General features: G+C 45.1%; 14 protein-coding genes. 4 read left to right on the top strand and 10 right to left on the bottom strand.

What is annotated here, in order from left to right; translation table 11 throughout:
* Window positions 1-385: 385 nt before the first annotated feature.
* Window positions 386-1,612 (bottom strand): PQQ-dependent sugar dehydrogenase, encoded by a 1,227-nt coding sequence (locus WA381_RS17600; RefSeq protein WP_156085941.1) that lies wholly within the window; start codon window positions 1,610-1,612, stop codon window positions 386-388.
* 117 nt (window positions 1,613-1,729) lie between these two features.
* On the opposite strand from WA381_RS17600, the gene WA381_RS17595 reads away from it, so the two are divergent.
* The 4 genes from WA381_RS17595 (at window position 1,730) to WA381_RS17580 (ending at window position 8,102) form a co-directional block, all read left to right on the top strand.
* Window positions 1,730-2,203, top strand: a complete 474-nt coding sequence (locus tag WA381_RS17595; RefSeq protein WP_231506403.1) for a hypothetical protein — start codon at window positions 1,730-1,732, stop codon at window positions 2,201-2,203.
* A gap of 112 nt (window positions 2,204-2,315) precedes the next feature.
* A complete protein-coding gene (locus tag WA381_RS17590) occupies window positions 2,316-3,884 on the top strand; it encodes an AMP-binding protein (protein ID WP_014948293.1) in 1,569 nt (522 codons plus the stop codon).
* 245 nt (window positions 3,885-4,129) lie between these two features.
* Window positions 4,130-7,009 carry an ATP-binding protein gene (locus tag WA381_RS17585; protein ID WP_156085940.1) on the top strand — a complete coding sequence of 960 codons (2,880 nt, stop codon included), beginning with the start codon at window positions 4,130-4,132 and terminating at the stop codon, window positions 7,007-7,009.
* Window positions 7,002-8,102 carry a response regulator gene (locus WA381_RS17580; RefSeq protein WP_156085939.1) on the top strand — a complete coding sequence of 367 codons (1,101 nt, stop codon included), beginning with the start codon at window positions 7,002-7,004 and terminating at the stop codon, window positions 8,100-8,102. The genes WA381_RS17585 and WA381_RS17580 overlap by 8 nt, the downstream gene beginning before the upstream one ends.
* A 57-nt stretch (window positions 8,103-8,159) precedes the next feature.
* Here the strand turns inward: WA381_RS17580 and WA381_RS17575 are convergent, their stop codons facing one another.
* From WA381_RS17575 to WA381_RS17535, 9 genes are all read right to left on the bottom strand, one after another.
* The gene (locus tag WA381_RS17575; RefSeq protein ID WP_061094226.1) at window positions 8,160-9,509 is read right to left on the bottom strand and encodes a tetratricopeptide repeat protein; all 1,350 of its coding nucleotides are present in this window, start codon (window positions 9,507-9,509) and stop codon (window positions 8,160-8,162) included.
* 6 nt (window positions 9,510-9,515) lie between these two features.
* Complete coding sequence (locus WA381_RS17570) at window positions 9,516-10,124, bottom strand: energy transducer TonB (protein ID WP_014948290.1); 609 nt, start codon at window positions 10,122-10,124, stop codon at window positions 9,516-9,518.
* 3 nt (window positions 10,125-10,127) lie between these two features.
* A complete protein-coding gene (locus WA381_RS17565) occupies window positions 10,128-10,535 on the bottom strand; it encodes an ExbD/TolR family protein (protein ID WP_014948289.1) in 408 nt (135 codons plus the stop codon).
* 32 nt (window positions 10,536-10,567) lie between these two features.
* Window positions 10,568-11,086 (bottom strand): MotA/TolQ/ExbB proton channel family protein, encoded by a 519-nt coding sequence (locus WA381_RS17560; RefSeq protein ID WP_012517279.1) that lies wholly within the window; start codon window positions 11,084-11,086, stop codon window positions 10,568-10,570.
* A 2-nt stretch (window positions 11,087-11,088) separates the two neighbouring features.
* Window positions 11,089-12,453, bottom strand: a complete 1,365-nt coding sequence (locus WA381_RS17555) for a MotA/TolQ/ExbB proton channel family protein (RefSeq protein WP_061094225.1) — start codon at window positions 12,451-12,453, stop codon at window positions 11,089-11,091.
* Between the two features lie 13 nt (window positions 12,454-12,466).
* Window positions 12,467-13,225, bottom strand: coding sequence for a DUF3450 domain-containing protein (locus tag WA381_RS17550; RefSeq protein WP_014948287.1), 759 nt, complete (start codon window positions 13,223-13,225; stop codon window positions 12,467-12,469).
* 176 nt (window positions 13,226-13,401) lie between these two features.
* Window positions 13,402-16,050 (bottom strand): TonB-dependent receptor domain-containing protein, encoded by a 2,649-nt coding sequence (locus WA381_RS17545; protein WP_012517276.1) that lies wholly within the window; start codon window positions 16,048-16,050, stop codon window positions 13,402-13,404.
* Between the two features lie 117 nt (window positions 16,051-16,167).
* Window positions 16,168-18,948 (bottom strand): hypothetical protein, encoded by a 2,781-nt coding sequence (locus tag WA381_RS17540; protein ID WP_061439559.1) that lies wholly within the window; start codon window positions 18,946-18,948, stop codon window positions 16,168-16,170.
* Window positions 18,949-19,372: 424 nt separating this feature from the next.
* Window positions 19,373-20,404, bottom strand: coding sequence for a PstS family phosphate ABC transporter substrate-binding protein (locus WA381_RS17535; protein WP_156085938.1), 1,032 nt, complete (start codon window positions 20,402-20,404; stop codon window positions 19,373-19,375).
* Between the last annotated feature and the right edge of the window lie 13 nt (window positions 20,405-20,417).

Below are 20,417 nucleotides of genomic sequence, written 5' to 3'. Positions count from 1 at the left end.
CTTAGTTTTACTTGGGCGTAGTGTTAAGTCGGTCTTAGCTATACGCATATAAAAATGAGGGATATTTTAACCGATTTTTAGCGGTTACGTAATGACTGAAAGTAAACAGTTAGGTATTCACCCGCCTAAACTGTCGTTGTGTTAAAGCACTTACATTTTTACTAGAAAAACGAATTTTAATTAAAAGCAAAATTAAGCCAATAATTTCATGTGGTTAGAAGCAAACCATTTGAAATCAATGACGATATTTAGCTTGAATGGTTTGACCAATAAAGATAAATAATAGTGTTGCACTTATGACAGACATTCATTTTATTTATGGTGCTACCAGTACAAATTACCATCAATTTTGAAACAAAATTTCATTTATTAATGTTTTCTGTGCCTAATTTCCTCTTGGCGATACCTCGATCACTCTTCCATTTTCACCATCGGTCAAAAGAAGCAGGTTACCTTGATGATCAAGCGCAATATCCCGCAGCCGTTCCCCAGGTCCCTCAAAAATTTTTGTAGAGATATATTCGTTCGATACGGCTCTAACTGCATACAAAGCTTTGGCTTTCAAACTGGTAACAAGTAACGTATTAGCTAGCATCGGGAAACGCCCATGGGAATAGTAGATCATGGAGGATGGCGCTATAGAAGGTGTCCAGTCTACAATGGGGCCAGTCATACCCGGATAGGTCGAAAAAGGCGAAATTCTAGCGCCGGAATAGTCTTTGCCTAGTGTAACAACTGGCCAACCATAATTTGCGCCTTGTTGTAAAAGGTTTACTTCATCACCGCCATCTGGGCCGTGCTCATGCAAAAATAGGTTGCCGTCACTCCCCTCTACAAGTCCTTGGGGATTGCGGTGTCCAATACTAAAAATAAAGGGGTTATCAGGAAAAGGAGGGTTGGCCAACGGCTTGCCGTCTATTGTGAACCCTAGCACTTTTCCTAGTTGTGAACTGATAACTTGCGCTTGCTCGCGATAATCAAAGCCATCTCCTGTCGTAACCAAAAAGCCCTGTTTTGTGTGTAAAGCACTGCCCTCTAGTTGAAGCAGTTTCCCACCGTAGTGCACAGGCGTGTCTTTGGCTTGTGCCAGTGCTAACACTGGCTGAATGTTAGTAATGCCAGAAGTAAGGGAAAGCTGTCCTTTTACTATAGCAAGACGGTTTGCACTATCGCTCCCCTTGGAATAACTCAGCAACACGGTTCTGTCTTCAGGGAATTGCGAGGGTATAAGAAGATCGAGTACGCCTCCTTGCCCTTTGGTGTACAAGTCATCGAGCATTAAAGAAAACCGCGCACTTTCCCCCTTATTGTCAATAATTACCAGCTCACCATCTCGCGTTACTATTAATATATGGGTGCTTGCCTGAGCCTTATCGATAACCGTCGTTAAGGCCTTGGGAAACGCCAGTGAGGTAGCGATATCTTCTGTCATGACATGCTGGTCGAAATTTTCATAGGCCGTTAGATTTGAGCTACCTGCTTCACGTTGCTCAGTATTAGATGCGTGCTTTTGAGTGAGTTCAGAGGCAGTAGTTACGGCAAAAGCAGGAGCCAAAGCAGCTCCCAATAAAGAAAAAGCCAGTAAACTGATCATCGTACGCCATGACTTCATTGTGATTGTCCTCTTTTACTTAACATACTATGGTATACCCTATTGCCACGCTCAAACCATTGGAGGCCTGTTGAGTTTTGTTCTAATGCACTGTGCGACAAATCTTGGACTACAAAAATGAACAACCTAATACGACGCAATATTTTCCATTTTTTACCATCTTGGGCCGTCGGCTTTCTACTAGCAAGTACGTTTCACTCGTGTGCCGTTTTAATCGGACTCATTCAAATTGATGTCGATATGAATCCAAGCGATTGGTTTTTCATGATATGGCAAGATGCACTAGGCCTTTTGCCTACTTACGGCGTGATTATCGCCGTTACCTTATTGTTGGCGTTCTTGGCGACACATTTCATTGTTAGACGTCTGAATCAAAATGCCAGTGGCTCTTCCAACCGTACCCGATTTATTCTTTTCACAATAGCGGGAGGCCTGTCGTTCTTATTAATGCTCATTGCCATGCAGCCCATATTGAATGTGACCCTAATTGCAGGCGCTCGCACTACCTTAGGACTTACCGCACAATGCATGGCAGGCATCTGTGCTGGTGGGCTATATAGTTACTTAAGTAATAGTTCTACAAACAATTGATAACTAAAAATTATAATACTAAATAACCCAACCCTGATGTAAATGAAAAGTTAAGTTTGCTACTGTAAGGCATAAACACCCTACTTACTTTGCCCTACTAGGAACAAGCAACATGATAACTTATCCTGATAACGTGACCTGCTTAGCCGATTATATTGAAAGCGTTTTGCAAAAATTTGCCGACAGGCCAGCGTATACGGCGCTTGGACAAACACTTACATTTGCCGAGATAGACCGTAAGTCATCAGCATTAGCCCGCTACTTTGTTCACGAAGCTAAATTGTCTCCTGGTACCAAAGTCGCCATACAACTTCCTAATTTAATTCAAAACCCTATTGTTGTTTATGCTGCCTTACGCGCAGGCCTTGTTGTAGTAAATACAAACCCGCTTTATACCGAACGCGAGATGAAGCACCAGTTCACTGATAGTGGCGCGAAAGCTCTGGTTATTCTGGGTGATTTGCTCCCCAAATTTACTAGCATAAAAGATGATACTAGTATCGAAACCGTTATCACCACATCGGCAACAGAGCTTTTAGACCCTAACACTGCACCAAATCTCGATGGTACGGTTTCATTCACACAAGCAGTGGAGCTAGGCAATACACTGCCTGCATTTGAACGTCCTTCTATTGCTCTAGATGAACTTGCCATGTTGCAATACACCGGTGGTACTACTGGGGTATCGAAGGGCGCAGCCTTAAGTAATAAAAACGTTTTAGCTAACTGCATCCAAATGCTCGACCGTATTGGTGAGGGCTTCAAAGATGGTGAAGAAGTATTGGTATGCCCATTACCGCTTTATCATATTTATGCATTTACGGTTGGAATGATGGCGCTCTTTGCCAAAGGTACTCAGATAATTCTTATACCCAATCCACGGGATATCGACGGTTTCATTCAAACACTCAAGCCCCATAAAATTTCAGCATTCATGGGGATCAACACCTTGTTTGTTGGTCTTGGGAGACACCCTGAATTTGCAAAGTTAGACTTTTCTAAATTACACCTCACAATGTCTGGCGGCACCGCACTTACTCAAGCCGCAGTATCTATTTGGCGAGACGTAACCGGGAACACCATCACCGAGGGCTATGGGCTATCAGAAACTGCGCCAGTTGTATCTTTTAACATTCCAGGTAAAGAAGAGATTGGCACGGTGGGGCATGAACTAGAAGGCACTGAAGTTGCGTTACTGGATAGCCATGATAAGCCGGTGGCCGATGGTGAGTCGGGGCAAATTGCAGTTCGCGGACCTCAGGTTATGCTGGGTTATTGGAACCGAGACGACGAAACTGCCAAAGTCATGACCCAAGATGGCTTCTTTAAAACCGGGGACATTGGCATTCGCACCGAATCTGGGGCAATTAAAATTGTAGATCGTTTAAAAGATATGATTATTGTCTCTGGCTTTAATGTCTACCCAAACGAGATTGAAGATGTACTTACAACTCACCCTAGCGTGATGGAAGCCGCTGTTGTGGGTAAACCCGATGAAAAGACCGGTGAACGAGTATGTGCATTTATTACTGTTTCAAGCGATGTATCGACACAAGACGTCATTGATTTTTGTAAACAGCACCTCACAAATTACAAGATCCCTAAGTCGATCACGATACTTGACGAGCTACCAAAATCTACCGTCGGAAAAATTCTACGTAGAGAGCTTCGTTCGGCTTAATGACTCCCCCACTTGCGCCGCACATTCAGCGCGGCGCTTAATACCTAGTTTTACGCGTTTTCCATTGAAAAATCAGGTTATTGCTACCAAAGGATAATCTGATTTCATTGGAAATAAGCGCGGTACAGACTATAACTTATCTATACCCCATTCACTTTTGTTGCACATATGCAATTTATGACATTGTCTGTCAAAACTAGCCGTCGTTCTGTCCTGCAATTCAACATTGTTGTAGGAGAGTTCACATGAGCGCGCAGCTTTTACAGCGGCAGGCCATGGATAAACACGGCATTGTTGCGACAATGGACGTAAACGGTAAAATTCTAAGCGCTAATGACAAGTGCAGCCAACTATCTGGTTTTTCAATTGACGAGATAATTGGGGAAAATATCTCCGCATTCGATATTACCAATATGTCCGAGCAGGAAAAATCAGATATTTTTGTTTCGCTATCTCAAGGCCAAACCTGGCAAGGCGAAGTACATAGTCTGACTAAGTTGGGCGAACCTTGGTACGTATTTGCCACTCTGGTTCCCGTCATTAAGTCACCGCCGCGGGTAGACCACCTAATTGCTATTGCCACCGATATATCAGAACAAAAGCGATTAGAGACGAGACTTTCCGAAGGGCGCGCGTTCTATCGAAGTATCACTGATAGCATCGGCGAGGGTGTGTATGCCGTAAACGGTGAAGGTACAACACAGTTTCTCAATCCCGCTGCCTCGCGATTATTAGGGTGGTCGCTTGACGAATTACAAGGCCGACGTTTCCACGACACGGTCCATTATCAAAAAGGGGATGGAACTCTCCTTCCTAGAGAGCAATGTCCAGTTAACCTCACTATCCGAAGCGGTCAGTCTTACACGTCTTATGAAGACTTCTTCACCGATAAACGGGGCCGCCTTTTTCCCATATCTATTGTTGCGGTTCCTCTGCTCGATAAAGAAGGAAAGCCCGATGGACACGTGGGCGTATTTAACGACATAAGCGGTCAAAAAGCCATTGAACAAAAACTCCAAAAGGCTTATGACGAAGCCCAAAGTGCTAACAAGGCAAAAAGCGACTTCCTTGCCACAATGAGCCATGAAATAAGAACACCGATGAACGCCATTATCGGCCTCACTCACCTTGCCCTAGAATCCACCGACAATGAGCAACGTCAGCAATATTTAGAAAAAGTGCAGCGTAGCTCTACAGCATTGTTAGACCTGATGAATAGCATTCTCGATTTTTCTAAAGTGGAAGCAGATAAAATAGAGATAGTTGATGAGCCCTTCACCTTAACAAAAACCATCGATAAACTCGCTCAAGTCTTTCAAGTAAAGGCGCAACAAAAACAGCTTCAGTTGCTTTTTGATATTCGGTGCCATACTAATTTGCAATGCCGTGGCGACAGCGAAAAGATATACCAAGTACTGCTCAACCTTTTAAGTAATGCTATAAAATTTACCGCCAGCGGCCACGTAATACTGACGGTTGAAAAGCGCGAAAATCAATTAGCATTCAGTGTTTCCGATACCGGTATGGGTATCAGTGAGCAAGTAAAATCAAAACTTTTCAAAGCCTTTGTTCAGGCTGATGCGTCTATTTCCAGAGAGTATGGGGGAACCGGCCTTGGCCTTGCGATATGTAAACGTCTGGTTGAACTGATGGGTGGTGACTTAACCTTGGAAAGCGAGGTAGACAAGGGAAGCTGTTTCTCCTTTGCATTGCCTGTCTGTTCTGATGAAGGCCCTGATACAGGCCCTCAACTTCCCGTATCGGTTCCAGACAATGTACTGTGTATTCAAACGCACCAAAGTGTGAGCCAAGGATGCGAAATACTTGCTGCAACATTGAACAGACATAACATTCGCTGCCAAATAATCGACCAAGTTGAAGGGCTATTGCCGAGTAAAGCCTCTCAAACTATCGCTTTTTTACCGGATGACGAGCAAAGCTGGAATAGCTTCATTAAACACATGCAGTTTGGTGAATATCAGTCGTTAAACCTTACTACATTAATCAGTCCCCTCAACAAGCAAGACGTGCAAAAACGAATGGGAAGTGCCCTTGTTCAAAATATAAATATCATTGAGCTTCCGTTTACCGACACAGAACTTATTTCAACACTATCTCCAGCTCAACTATCACTTAGTAAGCGGACACTAGAAGGCCTTGAAAGTCGAAAATGGCGAACCAGACGCCTTTTAAACAAACATGTGCTTGTGGTAGATGACGACGCAATTAGTGTAGAGATTAGTCAGCAAATACTTTCTGATCTAGGTATTAATGTTGCTGTTGCTTCATCAGGTGAGCAGGCACTTGCGTTGTGCGAAATGAGCAAATTTGACGCTATACTCTTGGATTGCTACTTACCCGGCATATCGGGCTATGAAGTTGCAGAACAACTTACCCAGAAAACAGACTGGTATACGCCAATTATTGCGCTTAGTGCCGATGAGTCTCGGGAGGCTTCTGAAAGCGCGCTTACCGCCGGTATGTGTCAACACTTAGTCAAACCCGCAACCGCGGATGAAATCGTTCATACCATCGATATTCACATACATTCAGGTTACATTGAAATAAACCCTCCGGACGAAATGAGCCAGTTTATCTCGTCGCTGCTAACGTTTTATAAAACCTACAGTCAGCGTGGTGTTATGTCTGACTTGCTCGATATTTTTCATACACAGACGAACACGTCGAATCTGTTAACCTCTCTGCTTGAAGATGCTCAGCTTATTGGCGCAACAACGCTTGAGCAAACCCTACTTCCTCTTATAGAAGCACAAGAGAGAAATGAAGCTGTTAATGCAAGACACGTAACAAACTTATCGTTTCAGCTAGATGCAACGCTACGCCTAATTGCTCACACTATCGATAAAAACGACACCGACAATATCCATCAAAGCGGTACTAACCTAGATAAATCCTCCATGCTATCGACCCTACGCAACGTTGAGCAGGCGCTTCAATCTTATGACGCGAAAGCGGTTGAATACATCAATGTATTGGCTGCCAATTACAGCGAGTCGGTCTATGCACATAAAATTAACCGGTTGAAACAGCTTGCTACCATTTACGATTTCGAAAGTGCTCAAGCGGTTATTACGCAACTGATAGGCGATATTACCGATGAATAATCAACGTAATGAAGCACATAGATTTAGCATATTAGTGGTTGATGATGAGCCCGCAAATATCGATATTCTATTAGGCATTTTAGGCCCTTACTACGATGTAAAGGTTGCGCCTTCGGGAACAATAGCACTTAAGATTACCCAGCAGTTTACTCCCGACCTTATATTGTTAGATATAATGATGCCCGGTATGGACGGTTTTGAGGTATGTAAAAAGCTCAAAGCTAACGAGGCGCTTAGCCATATACCCGTTATTTTTGTTACAGCCTTAACTCAAGGAGAGGACGAAGAAAAAGGTTTCAAACTAGGTGCAGTAGACTACATAACCAAACCCGTATCACCGAGTATCACCCTCGCTCGCGTTAAAACCCACATTAGTTTAGCCCATCAAATGCGGACGGCTGAAAACCTTGTAGCGGCGCGTACTAAGGAACTAAGTAAAAGCCAACAAAGCGCAATCAGCATGCTAGCTGCCGCTGGTCATTACAATGATACCGATACCGGTCATCATATTTGGCGGATGGCAGCTTACAGCCAATGTCTTGCTCTGGCTCACGGTTGGCCTTTCGAAAAAGCGTGCCTGCTCGCGCAAGCTGCTCCAATGCATGACACAGGCAAAATAGGTATTGCAGACGCAATATTAAAAGCACCTCGGCGATTGTCATTGAGCGAAATGGAGGTTATGCGCTCTCATGCTGAAATAGGGCACAGAATACTGTCTCAATGTGATACCCCGCTCTTTAACCTCGCAGCCGAGATTGCTTTATGTCATCACGAAAAGTGGGATGGCACAGGCTATCCAAGAGGATTAAGGGAAGAGGCGATACCTGAAAGTGCACGTATCGTAGCTATCGCCGATGTTTTCGACGCCCTTACAATGAAAAGGCCTTATAAAAAAGCGTGGGCTGACGATGATGCTTTTGATCATCTTAAACGAGGTTCAGGCCAGCACTTTGATCCCGTATTGGTCGACTGCTTTCTTTCAATAAAGGAAGAGGTTTTAGAAACCAAACGCTATTGGAACCAGTTAGAGGTAGAAGGAAAGATGGCCTCGGTGTCTGACTTATTGCCTCAAGTACTTTTCCCTAGCGCATAAAAAAGGGTCGAATATTATTCGACCCTTTTAAATGATGTATTAACGAAAGTACGATACTTAACTTGTACCTAGCTCAGCTGCAATAGCGTCTGCCTGACGCTTTTCGCCCTGCACAAACTGCTTCCATTGCTGTGCCATGGCACGACTTTTCTGATGCTTTTCTGCTTCAGCTAGCTGATTAAGCGCAAGGGCATATTGCTTCTTGTTGTAAAGTGCCATGCCTTTAATCAGGTAAACCAAACCAGGGTTTCTCAAATCGCCCTTTTCAACCGCTCGGTCTGCCGCAGCAATTGCATCGTCGAAACGCTCTTCATTAAGAAGAATTTGCGCTAACTGTGCATCTAACTCACCGTCTTCAGACAGTTCAGCCGCTTGCATCATAACGGGAATGGCTTTGTCTTGCTCTTTAGCAAGTGACCAGCTTTGGCCTAAGAACTTAAGGTTGCGCAAGTTTTTCTCTAGCACGCCGTCGTTCATCGCCTGCTCCATCAACTTAGCACCTTTGTAAGGTACGCGATGATAGTAATAAAGCTGCGCCATGTTAAACACATCAGCGGATGTATTAACGAACCCGCGCTGATAAGCGGTTTCCATAATAGCCAACTGCTTGCGCTCTTCGCCTAGCTCACCGTACATACCAGCTAGCTGGATCCAATACTTAGACTCGTCAAATAGCTTCACCATTTTAACCAGAACGTCTTTAACCTTTTGAGGCTGCTTGAGTTCATAGAAAATAGCACGCTGAAGAATTAACCACCCTTCATCGGGGATCATGCCTTCTGCTTCGTGGTCGGCAACGGCTTCAGAAATCCACGTTGCGGCTTGCTCGTACTGCTTATTCTGATAGTACGCTTGGGCCTTGATGACTTTGTTTTTCACCGGCACAGGGCCCGCATTAAGACTTTCCCAACGCTCTAAGTAAGTGATGGTATCGTCGTAATTACCTTGCATAAGGTTAAGCTGAGCCAAACTGAAAAGCGTGGTCATTTCGAACTTTTCAGGAATAGGCTGCTGCTCTACGACTTTCGCGAACGATTCTAACGCCTTTGTATAGTCTTCGTTGTTGTAATAAATGAAGCCGAAAAAGTTGTACATCATCGCTTTTTCGTAGGCGTTCATAGAATGAGACTTATCTTCCACTTCTTTCAAAATGGAAATAGCTTCTTCTACATTGCCCGCTTCATCAGCTGCCGTTTGTGCACGCGCTAGCTGCTCGTAGACTTTACCGCGAAGCGTAGGCACGCGACGGGTTTGCTTATCGCTAGCTTTTATCTCTTGTCCATCTTGCTGCTCAGCCTCTTGCGCAACAGCGTCATTCGCAACCAACATACCAGGTACAGATACAGTGGCCGATGCAAATGCAAACGCCAGTGCACTAAGCAATGTATTCGTCTGTTTTCTCATCATGTTCTGTTACCCGTCAATTTGGAACGTAATACGGTTTTGTACACCAGACACTTCCGTTGCTTCGCCATTTACTACCCGAGGCTTATATTTGAACTTCATGGCTGCATCTATAGCCGCTTGTTCAAAAATACCTGAAGGGTTAGCTTCAACAACAATTGGGTCGCGTACTGCGCCTTGCTTAGTTACTGTAAATTCAACAATAACAAAACCTTCAATACCTCGCTGAAGTGCACGTCGTGGATAAACTGGCGCAACCTTAACGATAGGAAGATATTCACCGTCACCGGATTCGAGGGCCAACCCGCCTTCTAGGGAGATGTCGTCTCCAACTTCAGCACCAAAATCCATCGACGTACCTTCAGCATCTGGAGAAGGTGAGTCCATTTGAGGCTGCTCCATTTGCGGTGGCGGCTCTTCAGGCTTAGGTGGCTTCTTCGGCTTACGATCTTTTTTCTCAACCTGTTCATCCTGCTTAACCCTTACGAAGTCAAGCACGCTTCCCTTAGGCGGCTCAGTTAGTGCGCTGCCACCCATCTTGATAAGCGATTGCATCAAGAAGAACAGGCCTAACGTGATCGCAAGGGAAATAACAAATGCGATTAAATATCGTGGCATGATTTATTGCTCTTGGGCTGCAATCGAAACATCGTAAACGCCAGCGGCTCGCGACGCGTCCATAACCTTAATCAGTGTTTCTGTTGTGGCCTTTTTATCGGCCTGAATTACAACAGAACCCTGTGGGTTTTCTGCGCGAAGACGCTCAATGTTCGCTTGCACTGCGCGAACGTCGATACGGCGCTTGTTAATCCAAATTTCGCCTTTATCTGAAATAGCGATAAGAATATTAGCGCGATCCTTTTTCACAGCAGTTGCTGCTTCTGGACGGTTAACATCGATACCCGCTTCTTTCACAAATGACGCAGTCACAATGAAGAAGATCAACATGATAAATACAACGTCCAGCATGGGCGTCATGTCGATGGCTGCTTCTTCTTCATCGACTAAGTTTTGAAAGTGCTGCTTCATAATAAATACCTTACCTTAACGCTTAGCTAGCATTAACGTTGAATAATCAATGCATCCTCAAGATGCGTGCGTTCTGATTTCACCATACGAGTTAACCAGGTAGCGGCGAATACGCCTGAAAGTGCGCCAACCATGCCCGCCATTGTGGGGATAGTGGCTTTCGATACACCTGACGCCATTGAACGAGCGTTACCTGAGCCCGCAATCGCCATTACATCGAACACTTCAATCATACCGGTAACCGTTCCCATCAAGCCTAGCAGCGGACAAAGCGCAACCAGTGACTGGATAATTGGGATGCTGCCGTTTAGGCGCATGGTTAACTGTGAAATTGTTTTCTGACGAACCTGCTCTGCGAACCAAGAAGAGCGATCGGCACGTGCTGTCCACATTGCTATCGCTTCTTTCTTGGCTTGCTTGTGCCAAACCATCAGATACATCGCACGCTCGAGGATCAAAAGCCACATAACGAATATCAGCAGACCGATGACCAGGAGAACCTGGCCACCTGTTTCTGTGAAATCGCGAATTGCTTCTAGAAACTCGATCATGATTAGCCTCGCTCAGCGCGCTCTGCAATTACGCCAGACGCCTGTTCTTGTAGGATGTACACAATGTTCTTAGAACGTGTGTTAAGCATTGCATAAAGCAGTGTCATTGGAATCGCTACAACTAGACCTAGTACTGTTGTTACAAGTGCTGTTGAAATACCACCTGCCATCAGTTTCGGGTCACCCGTACCAAACAAGGTGATAGCCTGGAAGGTGTTGATCATACCGGTTACCGTACCTAGTAGACCCATAAGCGGTGCTACAACAGAGATAATCTTAATGATAGTTAGGTTGCGACCTAACTTAGGCACTTCGCCCAAAATCGCTTCTGTAAGGTGAAGTTCAAGCGCTTCAACGTCGGCGTCTGGGTGCTCGTCACGTACTTTAAGTACACGGCCAAGCGGGTTGTTTGTGTTTACTTCTTTGCTCTTAAGCTGTTTGTTCACTTTCATGCGAATAAGCGTCAGCGTTACAAGACGCTCAAGGGCAAGTAGAAGACCGAACGCACCAACGATAAGAATGATGTAACCTACTACGCCGCCCTGCTCTACACGCTCTTGAAGGTTAGGCGCTTGAACAAGAAGACCTAGGATTGAACCACCCGTTGGGTCGATACCGAACTGCACTAATTCACCGCTTGATGCTTGTAGTTCAGCAGCAGAATCCATGTAACGGTCAGCAGGCTGACGTACAAGTTCAGATACTGTACCTGTTACACCGTTGTACTCTAGGTATTTACCATCAGCAACAAGTGCAAAAGGACCTACGCGAACAACAGACTTATTCACTTTTTCACCGCCTGCTTCAACAACATCGGTTGTGAAGGTGGTGACTTTGCCGGCTTCCGTCATTTCACGCTGCATTTCAAACCAAACGCGCTCAATTTCTTCAATTGATGCAAGTTTAGAGCTTGAACCCATGTCTTGTGCCATTTTATCAAGGAAGTCAGCACGGCCAGGGATTTGTGCAGAAACCACTGAGTTATAGAATTTATTTTTGGTGTCGCCAGCGATTTGCTGAAGCACACCGAATAGCTCTTTAAGTGAACCAAGACGTGTGTCTAGTGCACCGTTTAAGTCAGCCAGTTTGAATTCGTTTTCTTCGAACTGAGTTTCAAGCTGCTCTGATTGTGCAAGCATTTGGTCGCGCTTTTCACGAGTTTCGCGAAGAATGCGATCTTGCTCTGCACGTTGCGCTTGGAAATCACGCTCGCGCTGTTTGTTTTGCTGAGACTGTGCGAACTGACCTTCTTCTAGTTGCTTAAGAAGTGCGTCTAAGTCCATGGCACGGTCGCTTTGTGCGAAAGCACCAACGCTGATGCTAAGGGCTGCTAGACCAACAGCGATACGTTTTACTGTGTTAAACATTCTCATCAACCTCTTAGTCTGTAATTGCCACTGGCAGCATTAGCAAGTCTGGTGCAAGTTGCTTCTTCGCCATGCGCAGACCTTTTGTAATTTGTGTACGGTAGCTGCTATCAAGCTCTTCCCACTGACGAGTTTGCTTGTTCCAAACACCCTGCATGCTTGCATCACGTGTTTGATAAATTAGCGCTGTGCGACCAAGGCGTAGGAATTCAACGTCACGCTCTTGACCGTTAATTGAATGAATACCGCTGTACGCTTCCATAGTGCGGCCGTAGTCCATTTCTACTTGATACGCTTCCATTACGCGGCGGAATTTCTCAGACGCAGCAACGTCGGCACGGTCCATCATAGCGCGAAGGTCAGCAACGCGATTTGCGCGCTCTTCTGGAAGGAATGGTACGTCTAGCGCAACAAACTGCTCTAGGCCGTCAATCATGCGCATCATTAGTGGCGTGATTTGACGCTCAACAACAGACACTTCATCGATAGCAGCATTTAGATCTGCCATTTCTTGTTCTTGGTTATTGATTTGCTTACGAAGCTGAGTGTTATAAACCTCAAGGCCTTCGATTTCTTTCATCAAAGTTTTGAACTGTTGAAGTTTGCTGTCGATTTGATCGGTAATACCGTTAATCTTTTCTTGCGATTTCGCCGCTGACTCGTTTATTTTCGCTGCCTCATCGACAACGGGTTTTAAGACTTCATCGTCTTGTGCAAGCACGGGTGTCGCTGCTAGCGCACCTGCCACAAGCAAGGCATTGATAAGCTTCATACATTCAAACCTTTAAAGTTAAAAGAAATCGGTTGTATCCGACTATAAATTTCTGCGCGTAGGATAGGAGTTTTCTGTGACAGTTTTATTACGAAACTGTCATAAATAGACCAAAAGTGTCATCTATTGCACATAAAAAAGGCCGCTGGTTAGCGGCCTCTGTAATAAGTTAAGGTTTAGAAGTCATATTTATATGACAACCTAATACCTGTACCCCTTGTCTCCGACCTAAGCAACGTATCATTGAATTCAATTTCACGATCTTCACCTAGGATATTTTGAACGCGTAATGTGACAGTGCTATTAAAGTCTGGGTAATACTTGTACACCATATCAAGTGAATGGAATGGTTGTTCGAAGTTATCGTCGAAACCGTCGATACCGGGAATTAGAATACGCTCACCAAATACGTTGTAGACGAGTGAGGCAGAGTGTTCACCGTTATCTGAGTCATAACCCAACTGCATGTTAAGTACATACTGAGAGTGACCCGTCATACGACGCTCAACATTAGTAATCGCCGCAGAAACACCGGTTTGCTCAACAATATTCTGACGATCTAACACGATTTCAGAATCACTGACAGTGATGTTACCTGTAGTAAACAAGTTGTCCCAGATACCGTCGCCAATAAAGGCCAAGTCTTGAAGGAATTCAACTTCGACACCATAGACCTCACCAGATTCTGCATTAGCGATACGAATTAGCGGTGGACCATCCTGAGCTGGAGATTGTACCGATTCAATTGGCGCTTCCATATCTTTGTAGAATAAGCCTACCGATACGTTGTTGCCTGCTTCACGGTACCATTCCCAACGTAAATCATAGTTAATGATATCTGTTGTGCTTACACCAGGTGTACCCGCAATCGGGAAGTTAGTTAATGGGTCTAGGTAAGTTGCTGATGACACTTCACGAAGATCCGGACGCACAACTGTTTGACCTATGCTCGCTCTTAACTGCATATCGTCTTCTAAGAAGTAAGTTACAGCAAGCGCTGGATAGAACCCGTCTTCTTGAAACGCTAACTGTGAACGATCCGCTTCGTCACTCAAGTCAAATTGGTTTGTACGCGGATCTAATGGCGCCACTACCTGACGGAAGTCTTCATAACGAGCACCACCAGTGAAGCGCCATTTGTTGTCATAGAAGAAATCAGCTTCTAGATAGTACGCATCAATTTTCTGACCCGCTACATAGTCATCACCAGCAATAGTCGTATCACGAATGATAGGTCGGCTAGACAAAGACAAGGTGTCTAAAACGCTGTCGCTGAAGATTTCGCTAAAGTCGTTACCATCTAATATTGAACGGTCTTCAACACCTAACGTATTGATATCGAAACGGCGGTTTTCTGCAGTACGAGTTTTGGTTACAAAGCTTGCACCCACTTTGTACTCAGTTTCCCACTTACCCATTGTCATTGGGTAAGTCACGTTATAGCCAAAGTTCTCCAAGCGGTCGTGAAGATTTTGGAAAGTATAACGAGCAGCAGTTTGTGCATCAGATAAGAAGATTTCGTTTTCATCGTCAAAAATACCATCTTCATTCACATCTTCCATAACGAAGCGTGCATTGAAGTTACCTGGCGCATAGCGTACCGAGCGGCCTAATGAGTATGTCCAGTCAATACCCATGAAGTTTAGCTCTGGGATGGTATGCTGGCCTTTAAGCTGATTGGTATATAGCGAGCGTTCTTCGTACTGAACATCAATATCTCTAATACGCAAGCCTTCTGCTTGGTTTAGGTTTTCAGTATTACCGAACATCTCGCGGATTTCGTCGCGCGTATCGTTTAGCACGATAAGGCTGTAATCAATACGATGTTGACGGTTATAGTCTACACCTAGTGTTAATAGTGAAGACCAAGTCACCGTTTGCTCTGTACCTTGGATATCGTCAAAGAAGCGTACATTGATAATGTCATCGCCGACTAAGTCAGGGTCTTGTAGCTCGTATTCTTCAGAAGAGCGGGTTTGGGCTGAATAACGTGAAGTTACCAAAAAGCCAAAGCGCCAGTCTTCATCGTAATCATAGCTGTCACCATAAGTGACATTCACGCGCATGTCAGGATCGGCAGACTCTCTTTCTAGCCCGTATTCTCTATTAACACCTTTGAACAGTTCCAATGCTTCTTCTGGCTCAAGATCGTCTAAGAAATTTTTTGAATCCCAACGTTCTTGAATAGCCGCTGAAACGCCACGAGTACCGTCGTCTTCACCTGTCCAATCGCGACCACCACCAGCATAATCTAACACATCACCAGAGTTTTCCGTATCGATACCAACCGCAGCTGATACGTTGAAAACACGCTGTGTAGGTATAGATTTCAATCGGATATTTACGTTACCACCACCGAATGCCGCGGGCATAGATGGTGAATACGATTTCTGAACCGCAAGGCTTTCGATAATGCTCGACGGGAACAAGTCGAGAGGTATTACGTTACGCGTTGGATCTGGGCTTGGCACGATTGCGCCGTTTAATTGTGTTGATGAGTAACGCTCACCAAGACCACGAACGTAGATGAAACGACCATCTACCAGTGTTAGACCAGTTACACGGCGAAGTGCACCCGCAGCATCACTGTCACCAGTACGAGCGATCTGCTCAGCACCCATGATGTCAGCTACGAAAGCTTGATTTTTTCGTTCTTCCATTACTGCCGTTGCCGTGCCCTTAAGGCGCGTACCGGTAGCGACAACTTCCTCAATCACTTCTTCTTCATTTGATTGAGCGAAAGCCATAGACGTTGGAAGCACAATGCTCGCTGCAACGGCTAGGCTGATGGGTTTTAGAAGAAACCTGTTAGCAGGTCTGTTCATGATGAACCTCTTTAGAAAGGAATACATTCACGAAAATAATTCGTGTCTTACAAACTTAAAAGCAAGTGCGCCACTGTTGCAACGCACTTGCTTGTTTTTAGCTATGCGAACTGTGTCTTATTCAAGACCAACAGTCCATCCCGCAGTCCAGTCATTATCAGCGTCTTTAACTGCGCCGATAAAGTCTACTGAAGAGAAGAAGCTGTCTAGCGTAGATACGTCAGTCGCTACTGTTGCATCTACTGTGTAAATACCGTTAAGTACTGTTGCAGTGTTATCAAGTAGGCTGTTACCTGCCTGCGCAGTGAACCAATCTTCTTGACTAAAGTCGCCAGAGTCTTTGATGTTTTCAGCACACGCTAGTACAGATGTTTCAAAAGTAAGCTGAGGCGTGTTGGTACCATCCATGTTAGCAAGTAGCGTAGTATCGCCATCGCTTAAGTCGGCTTCAAAACACTCACCCATACCCGCTGGACCAGTTACAACAAAGTTGTAAAGTTGTGCATTAGTTTGGTCGCGAAGTAGAACACCTTCAGAGTCTGCATCAGCAGTGTCGAACTCGTTACCAATGATAGTCATGTTAGCAACCATTGGGTTAGAGAACGCTGTGCCGTCGCCGCCGTCACCGTCGCCTTCAATTGCGCGGTTAGCATCAGAGTTATCTTCAGCGTGCTTAACAAGTACAAACTGAAGCTTACCTACGTAGCCGTTATCCCAGTCTACTGAGTCATCTTGAATGCCTGTTAGCGTAAGATACTTAACGTTTACTGCACCACCGAAGAACTCAACACCGTCATCTGCGTTTTTGTGAACTTGTACATACTCAACAGTAGTACCAGAACCCACACCGCCAAACGTAATACCGTTTAGTTCGTTATCTGGTGCAATTTCAAAACCGCCGTGCATTACGCGAACGTAGCGAAGAGTACCAGAGCTATCTGTGTTGTCAGTTCCGCCGAATACTGCACCTTCTTGTGCACCTTCAACTTGAAGTGAACAATCGGTACCGTCTTGAGGACACTTAGTAGATTCGCCGTTACCTAGAACGATCATGCCGCCCCATTGTCCCGCTTCACCCGCCTCAAGACCGCCAACAACGTGGTCACGTGATGTGAAAGTAATTGGGTTTTCAGCAGTACCGTTTGCATTGATTTCTGAATCACGGCTAATTACTAGGTAGTCATTACCCGATGCACCGTAAACGGTAACGCCTGGCTCAACAGTAAGGGTTGCGCTGTTTTCTTTGTCGCCACCTACGAATACTGCACCTGAAAGCGCGTAGAAGTTACCTTCTGTAAGCGTAAGGTCAGACGTGATAGTGCCAGACACTTCGCACGTAGTGGTTGAACCGTCTACTGGCGTGATAGAAGTCGTACCTGATGGACAGCCAGAAGCAGATTGTACTAGTTCGATGTTACCGCCACCGAAACCAAATGCCCAACCTTGACGCCAGTCGTCTTCACCAATCGCACCAATGAATGTGTTTGCTTCAAAGAATGTATCAAGCAATGTTGACGCATCGCCACCAGCTGTTAGAAGTTCACTTTGCGCTGTAAGCGTGCCGTCGGGGTTAAGACCAAGATTTGCACGGTCTTCAAATGCGATTAACTGGTTGCCTTCTTGACCAGTAAACCATGCTTCAAGGTCAACTGCACCTTCTGGCGTGTTGAACGGCTCAGAACAAGCAATTGCTGAGTAAGTCATGGTTAGGTCACCGTCAGAAAGGTTAGCTTGAACCGTTTCGTCAGTGTCCATTTCTAAACACTCGCCCATTGCTTCTGGACCAGTGATAAGAAAGTTCATTAGGTTTGCGCCAGTTTGGTCGCGAAGTAGTAAACCTTCAGAGTCAGCGTCAGCTGTATCGAAAGTGTTACCAATAACTGTCATGTTTGCGATCATTGGCTTAGAGAATTCTAGGCCGTCACCACCGTCGCCGTCACCTTCAATACCGCGGTTTGCGTCAGAGTTGTCAGCAGCGTGCTGAACGTAAACATACTGAAGCTTACCTTTGTAACCGTTGTCCCAGTCTACTGAGTCATCTTGGTTAGCTGTTAAAACTAAGTGTTTCGCGTTTACCGCGCCCCCGAAGAATTCTACACCATCATCAGCGTTGCTGTGTACTTGTACATAGTCAACTTCTGTACCTGAACCAACACCACCAAATGTAATACCGTTAAGTTCGTTGTCTGGCGCAATTTCAAAACCAGCGTATTTCACTACTACGTATTTAAGGATGCCAGAGCTGTCTGTATCGTCTGTACCACCAAATACTGCACCCTCTTCTGCACCTTCAACCTGAAGCGCACAGTCAGAGCCGTCTTGCGGGCATTTAGTTGAAGTACCGTTACCAAGGATAACCACACCACCCCATTGGCCTGCTCCAACTTCGTCACCTACAACATCGTTGAAAGATGTCATGATGATTGGAGAAGATGCTGTACCTTCTGCTTCAATTTGAGAGTCACGGCTAACTACAAGGTAATCTGCACCAGTGCGACCAAAGATGATTGTACCTTCTTCGATTGCTAGCGTTACGCTGTCTGCTTTGTCGTTACCAATAAATACTGGTCCTTCAAGTGCCCACACTGTGTCATTAGTTAGCGTGATAACGCCTTGAGCGTCAGCATCATCAGCTGTTAAACGACCAGAAAGAACACGTACTTCAACCGACTGGCCGAACGCATCAGAAACTTCACCACTTAGGAAAGAGCTTACTTCACCTGGAGCTGTATCATCTGAACCAGTATCGCCACCAGTATCGCCACCAGTGCTTCCACCATTATTATTAGTTACGCTGTTATCAATATCACCTTCACTGATATTAATATCGCCGCCACAGCCTGCTAGAACAAGTGCAGTAGCAATAGCTGAAGCCTTGAAAAGTTGCTTAAGTTCCATGTGTTTCTCCAGGTACGGTATAGTTATGGATTTTGAAAACGCGGAAACTTTAACTGAGGTAGATGACACATTTGTTACATTAAGTCGCTGTAACAAAAGTTTCATAGAAAAAGTTCAATTTTGGGCTAGAAACACGTTTAGAAGACTTACTTTGGCTACTGAGAATTTGTTTTTTGTATATTTTTCTAAAACTTAATTGGTAAAAATCTGAAATTTTTGACCGAACGTAGACTTTATTTATTATCAACCGCCCCTTTTTTTAATCGCAATTAGTCAGATTTTCGTCAATATACCTTCTTGATTTGTGACGTAATTATGACATTGCAGCTAGGGTGAAGTAGACTTTAAAGAGGCTTCCACCTAAAAAACTTGTTGATTTGTTCAGCGGCATTAGAGTGGTTAGCGTTGTTCTGAATGGCACTTATTATTCGTCAAGCAGTCGGCGTTGGCGTACCAGTACGTCTTCACGAATGGGGAAATATCCGTCTCTTAACACCTGCTGCTGCCCTTCCTGTGACAAGATATAGCGCAAAAACTCCCTTTCCAGAGTAGGTAAAGGCTCACCAGGCTTTTTATTTATCACTAAATAAAGAAAACGGGCAAACGGATACGTTTCGTTGCGCACCGTATCAATAGAAAGAGGGATTAAGCTATCTAGCGACTCACCTAAAGGCAGAGCGCGAACTCCTGCGGTTTTATAGCCGTAAGCGGCATAGCCAATCGCGCCTGTACCGCTGGCCACGGACAATACTACAGATGCAGAGCCAGGTTGTTCGTTTACCGTATTCTTAAAGTCACCATCGCACAGCGCCATCACTTTAAACAAGCCGTAAGTACCCGATACTGAATTTCGACCGTACAGCCTGATAGGAGAACGATAGCCTATATCGTCAACGCCGAGCTGAGACCAATTGGTAATGGCTGTATTGCTGCCACAAAACTGGGTTTCAGAAAACACCGCGTCAACTTGCTCAAGGGTCATACCCGGCAGCGGATTGCGTCTATCCACAAAAATGGCGATGGCATCCATTGCCACTTTTAATACCGTAGGCGGGTAACCGTGGGTTCGCGTAAAATCCCGTATTTCACTGGGCTTTAATTCTCGGCTCATAGGGCCTATGGTGGCAGTACCTTCAATAAGTGCCGGCGGAGCGGTAGATGAACCGGACGCCTGTATTTGAAAGCCGACCTGAGGATAAAGGGTTTTAAATTCCTGTGACCAAAAGGTCATTAAGTTTGCCAGCGTGTCTGAGCCAACAGAGGATATTTTTCCTGCCACCCCAGGCTTACGTTCATAGGCAGGTACTTGATAGCTACCAGAAGCAGATGACGAGCTTTGAGTATTTTGAGAATCAGCCAGGGTTCCAAATGGTAACAATAAGCCTATTACTAAAAGTAACGTTGAAAGGCGATAGCGTTGCTCTTTCATCTTGTCATGCTTTTTGCTCACCAACACTTCTCGCCTCTTA

This window comes from Alteromonas sp. CH_MED4-4, assembly GCF_037029575.1.
Taxonomy (GTDB): Bacteria; Pseudomonadota; Gammaproteobacteria; order Enterobacterales; family Alteromonadaceae; genus Alteromonas; species Alteromonas macleodii.
This window is presented reverse-complemented; position numbering and strand designations above follow the sequence as displayed.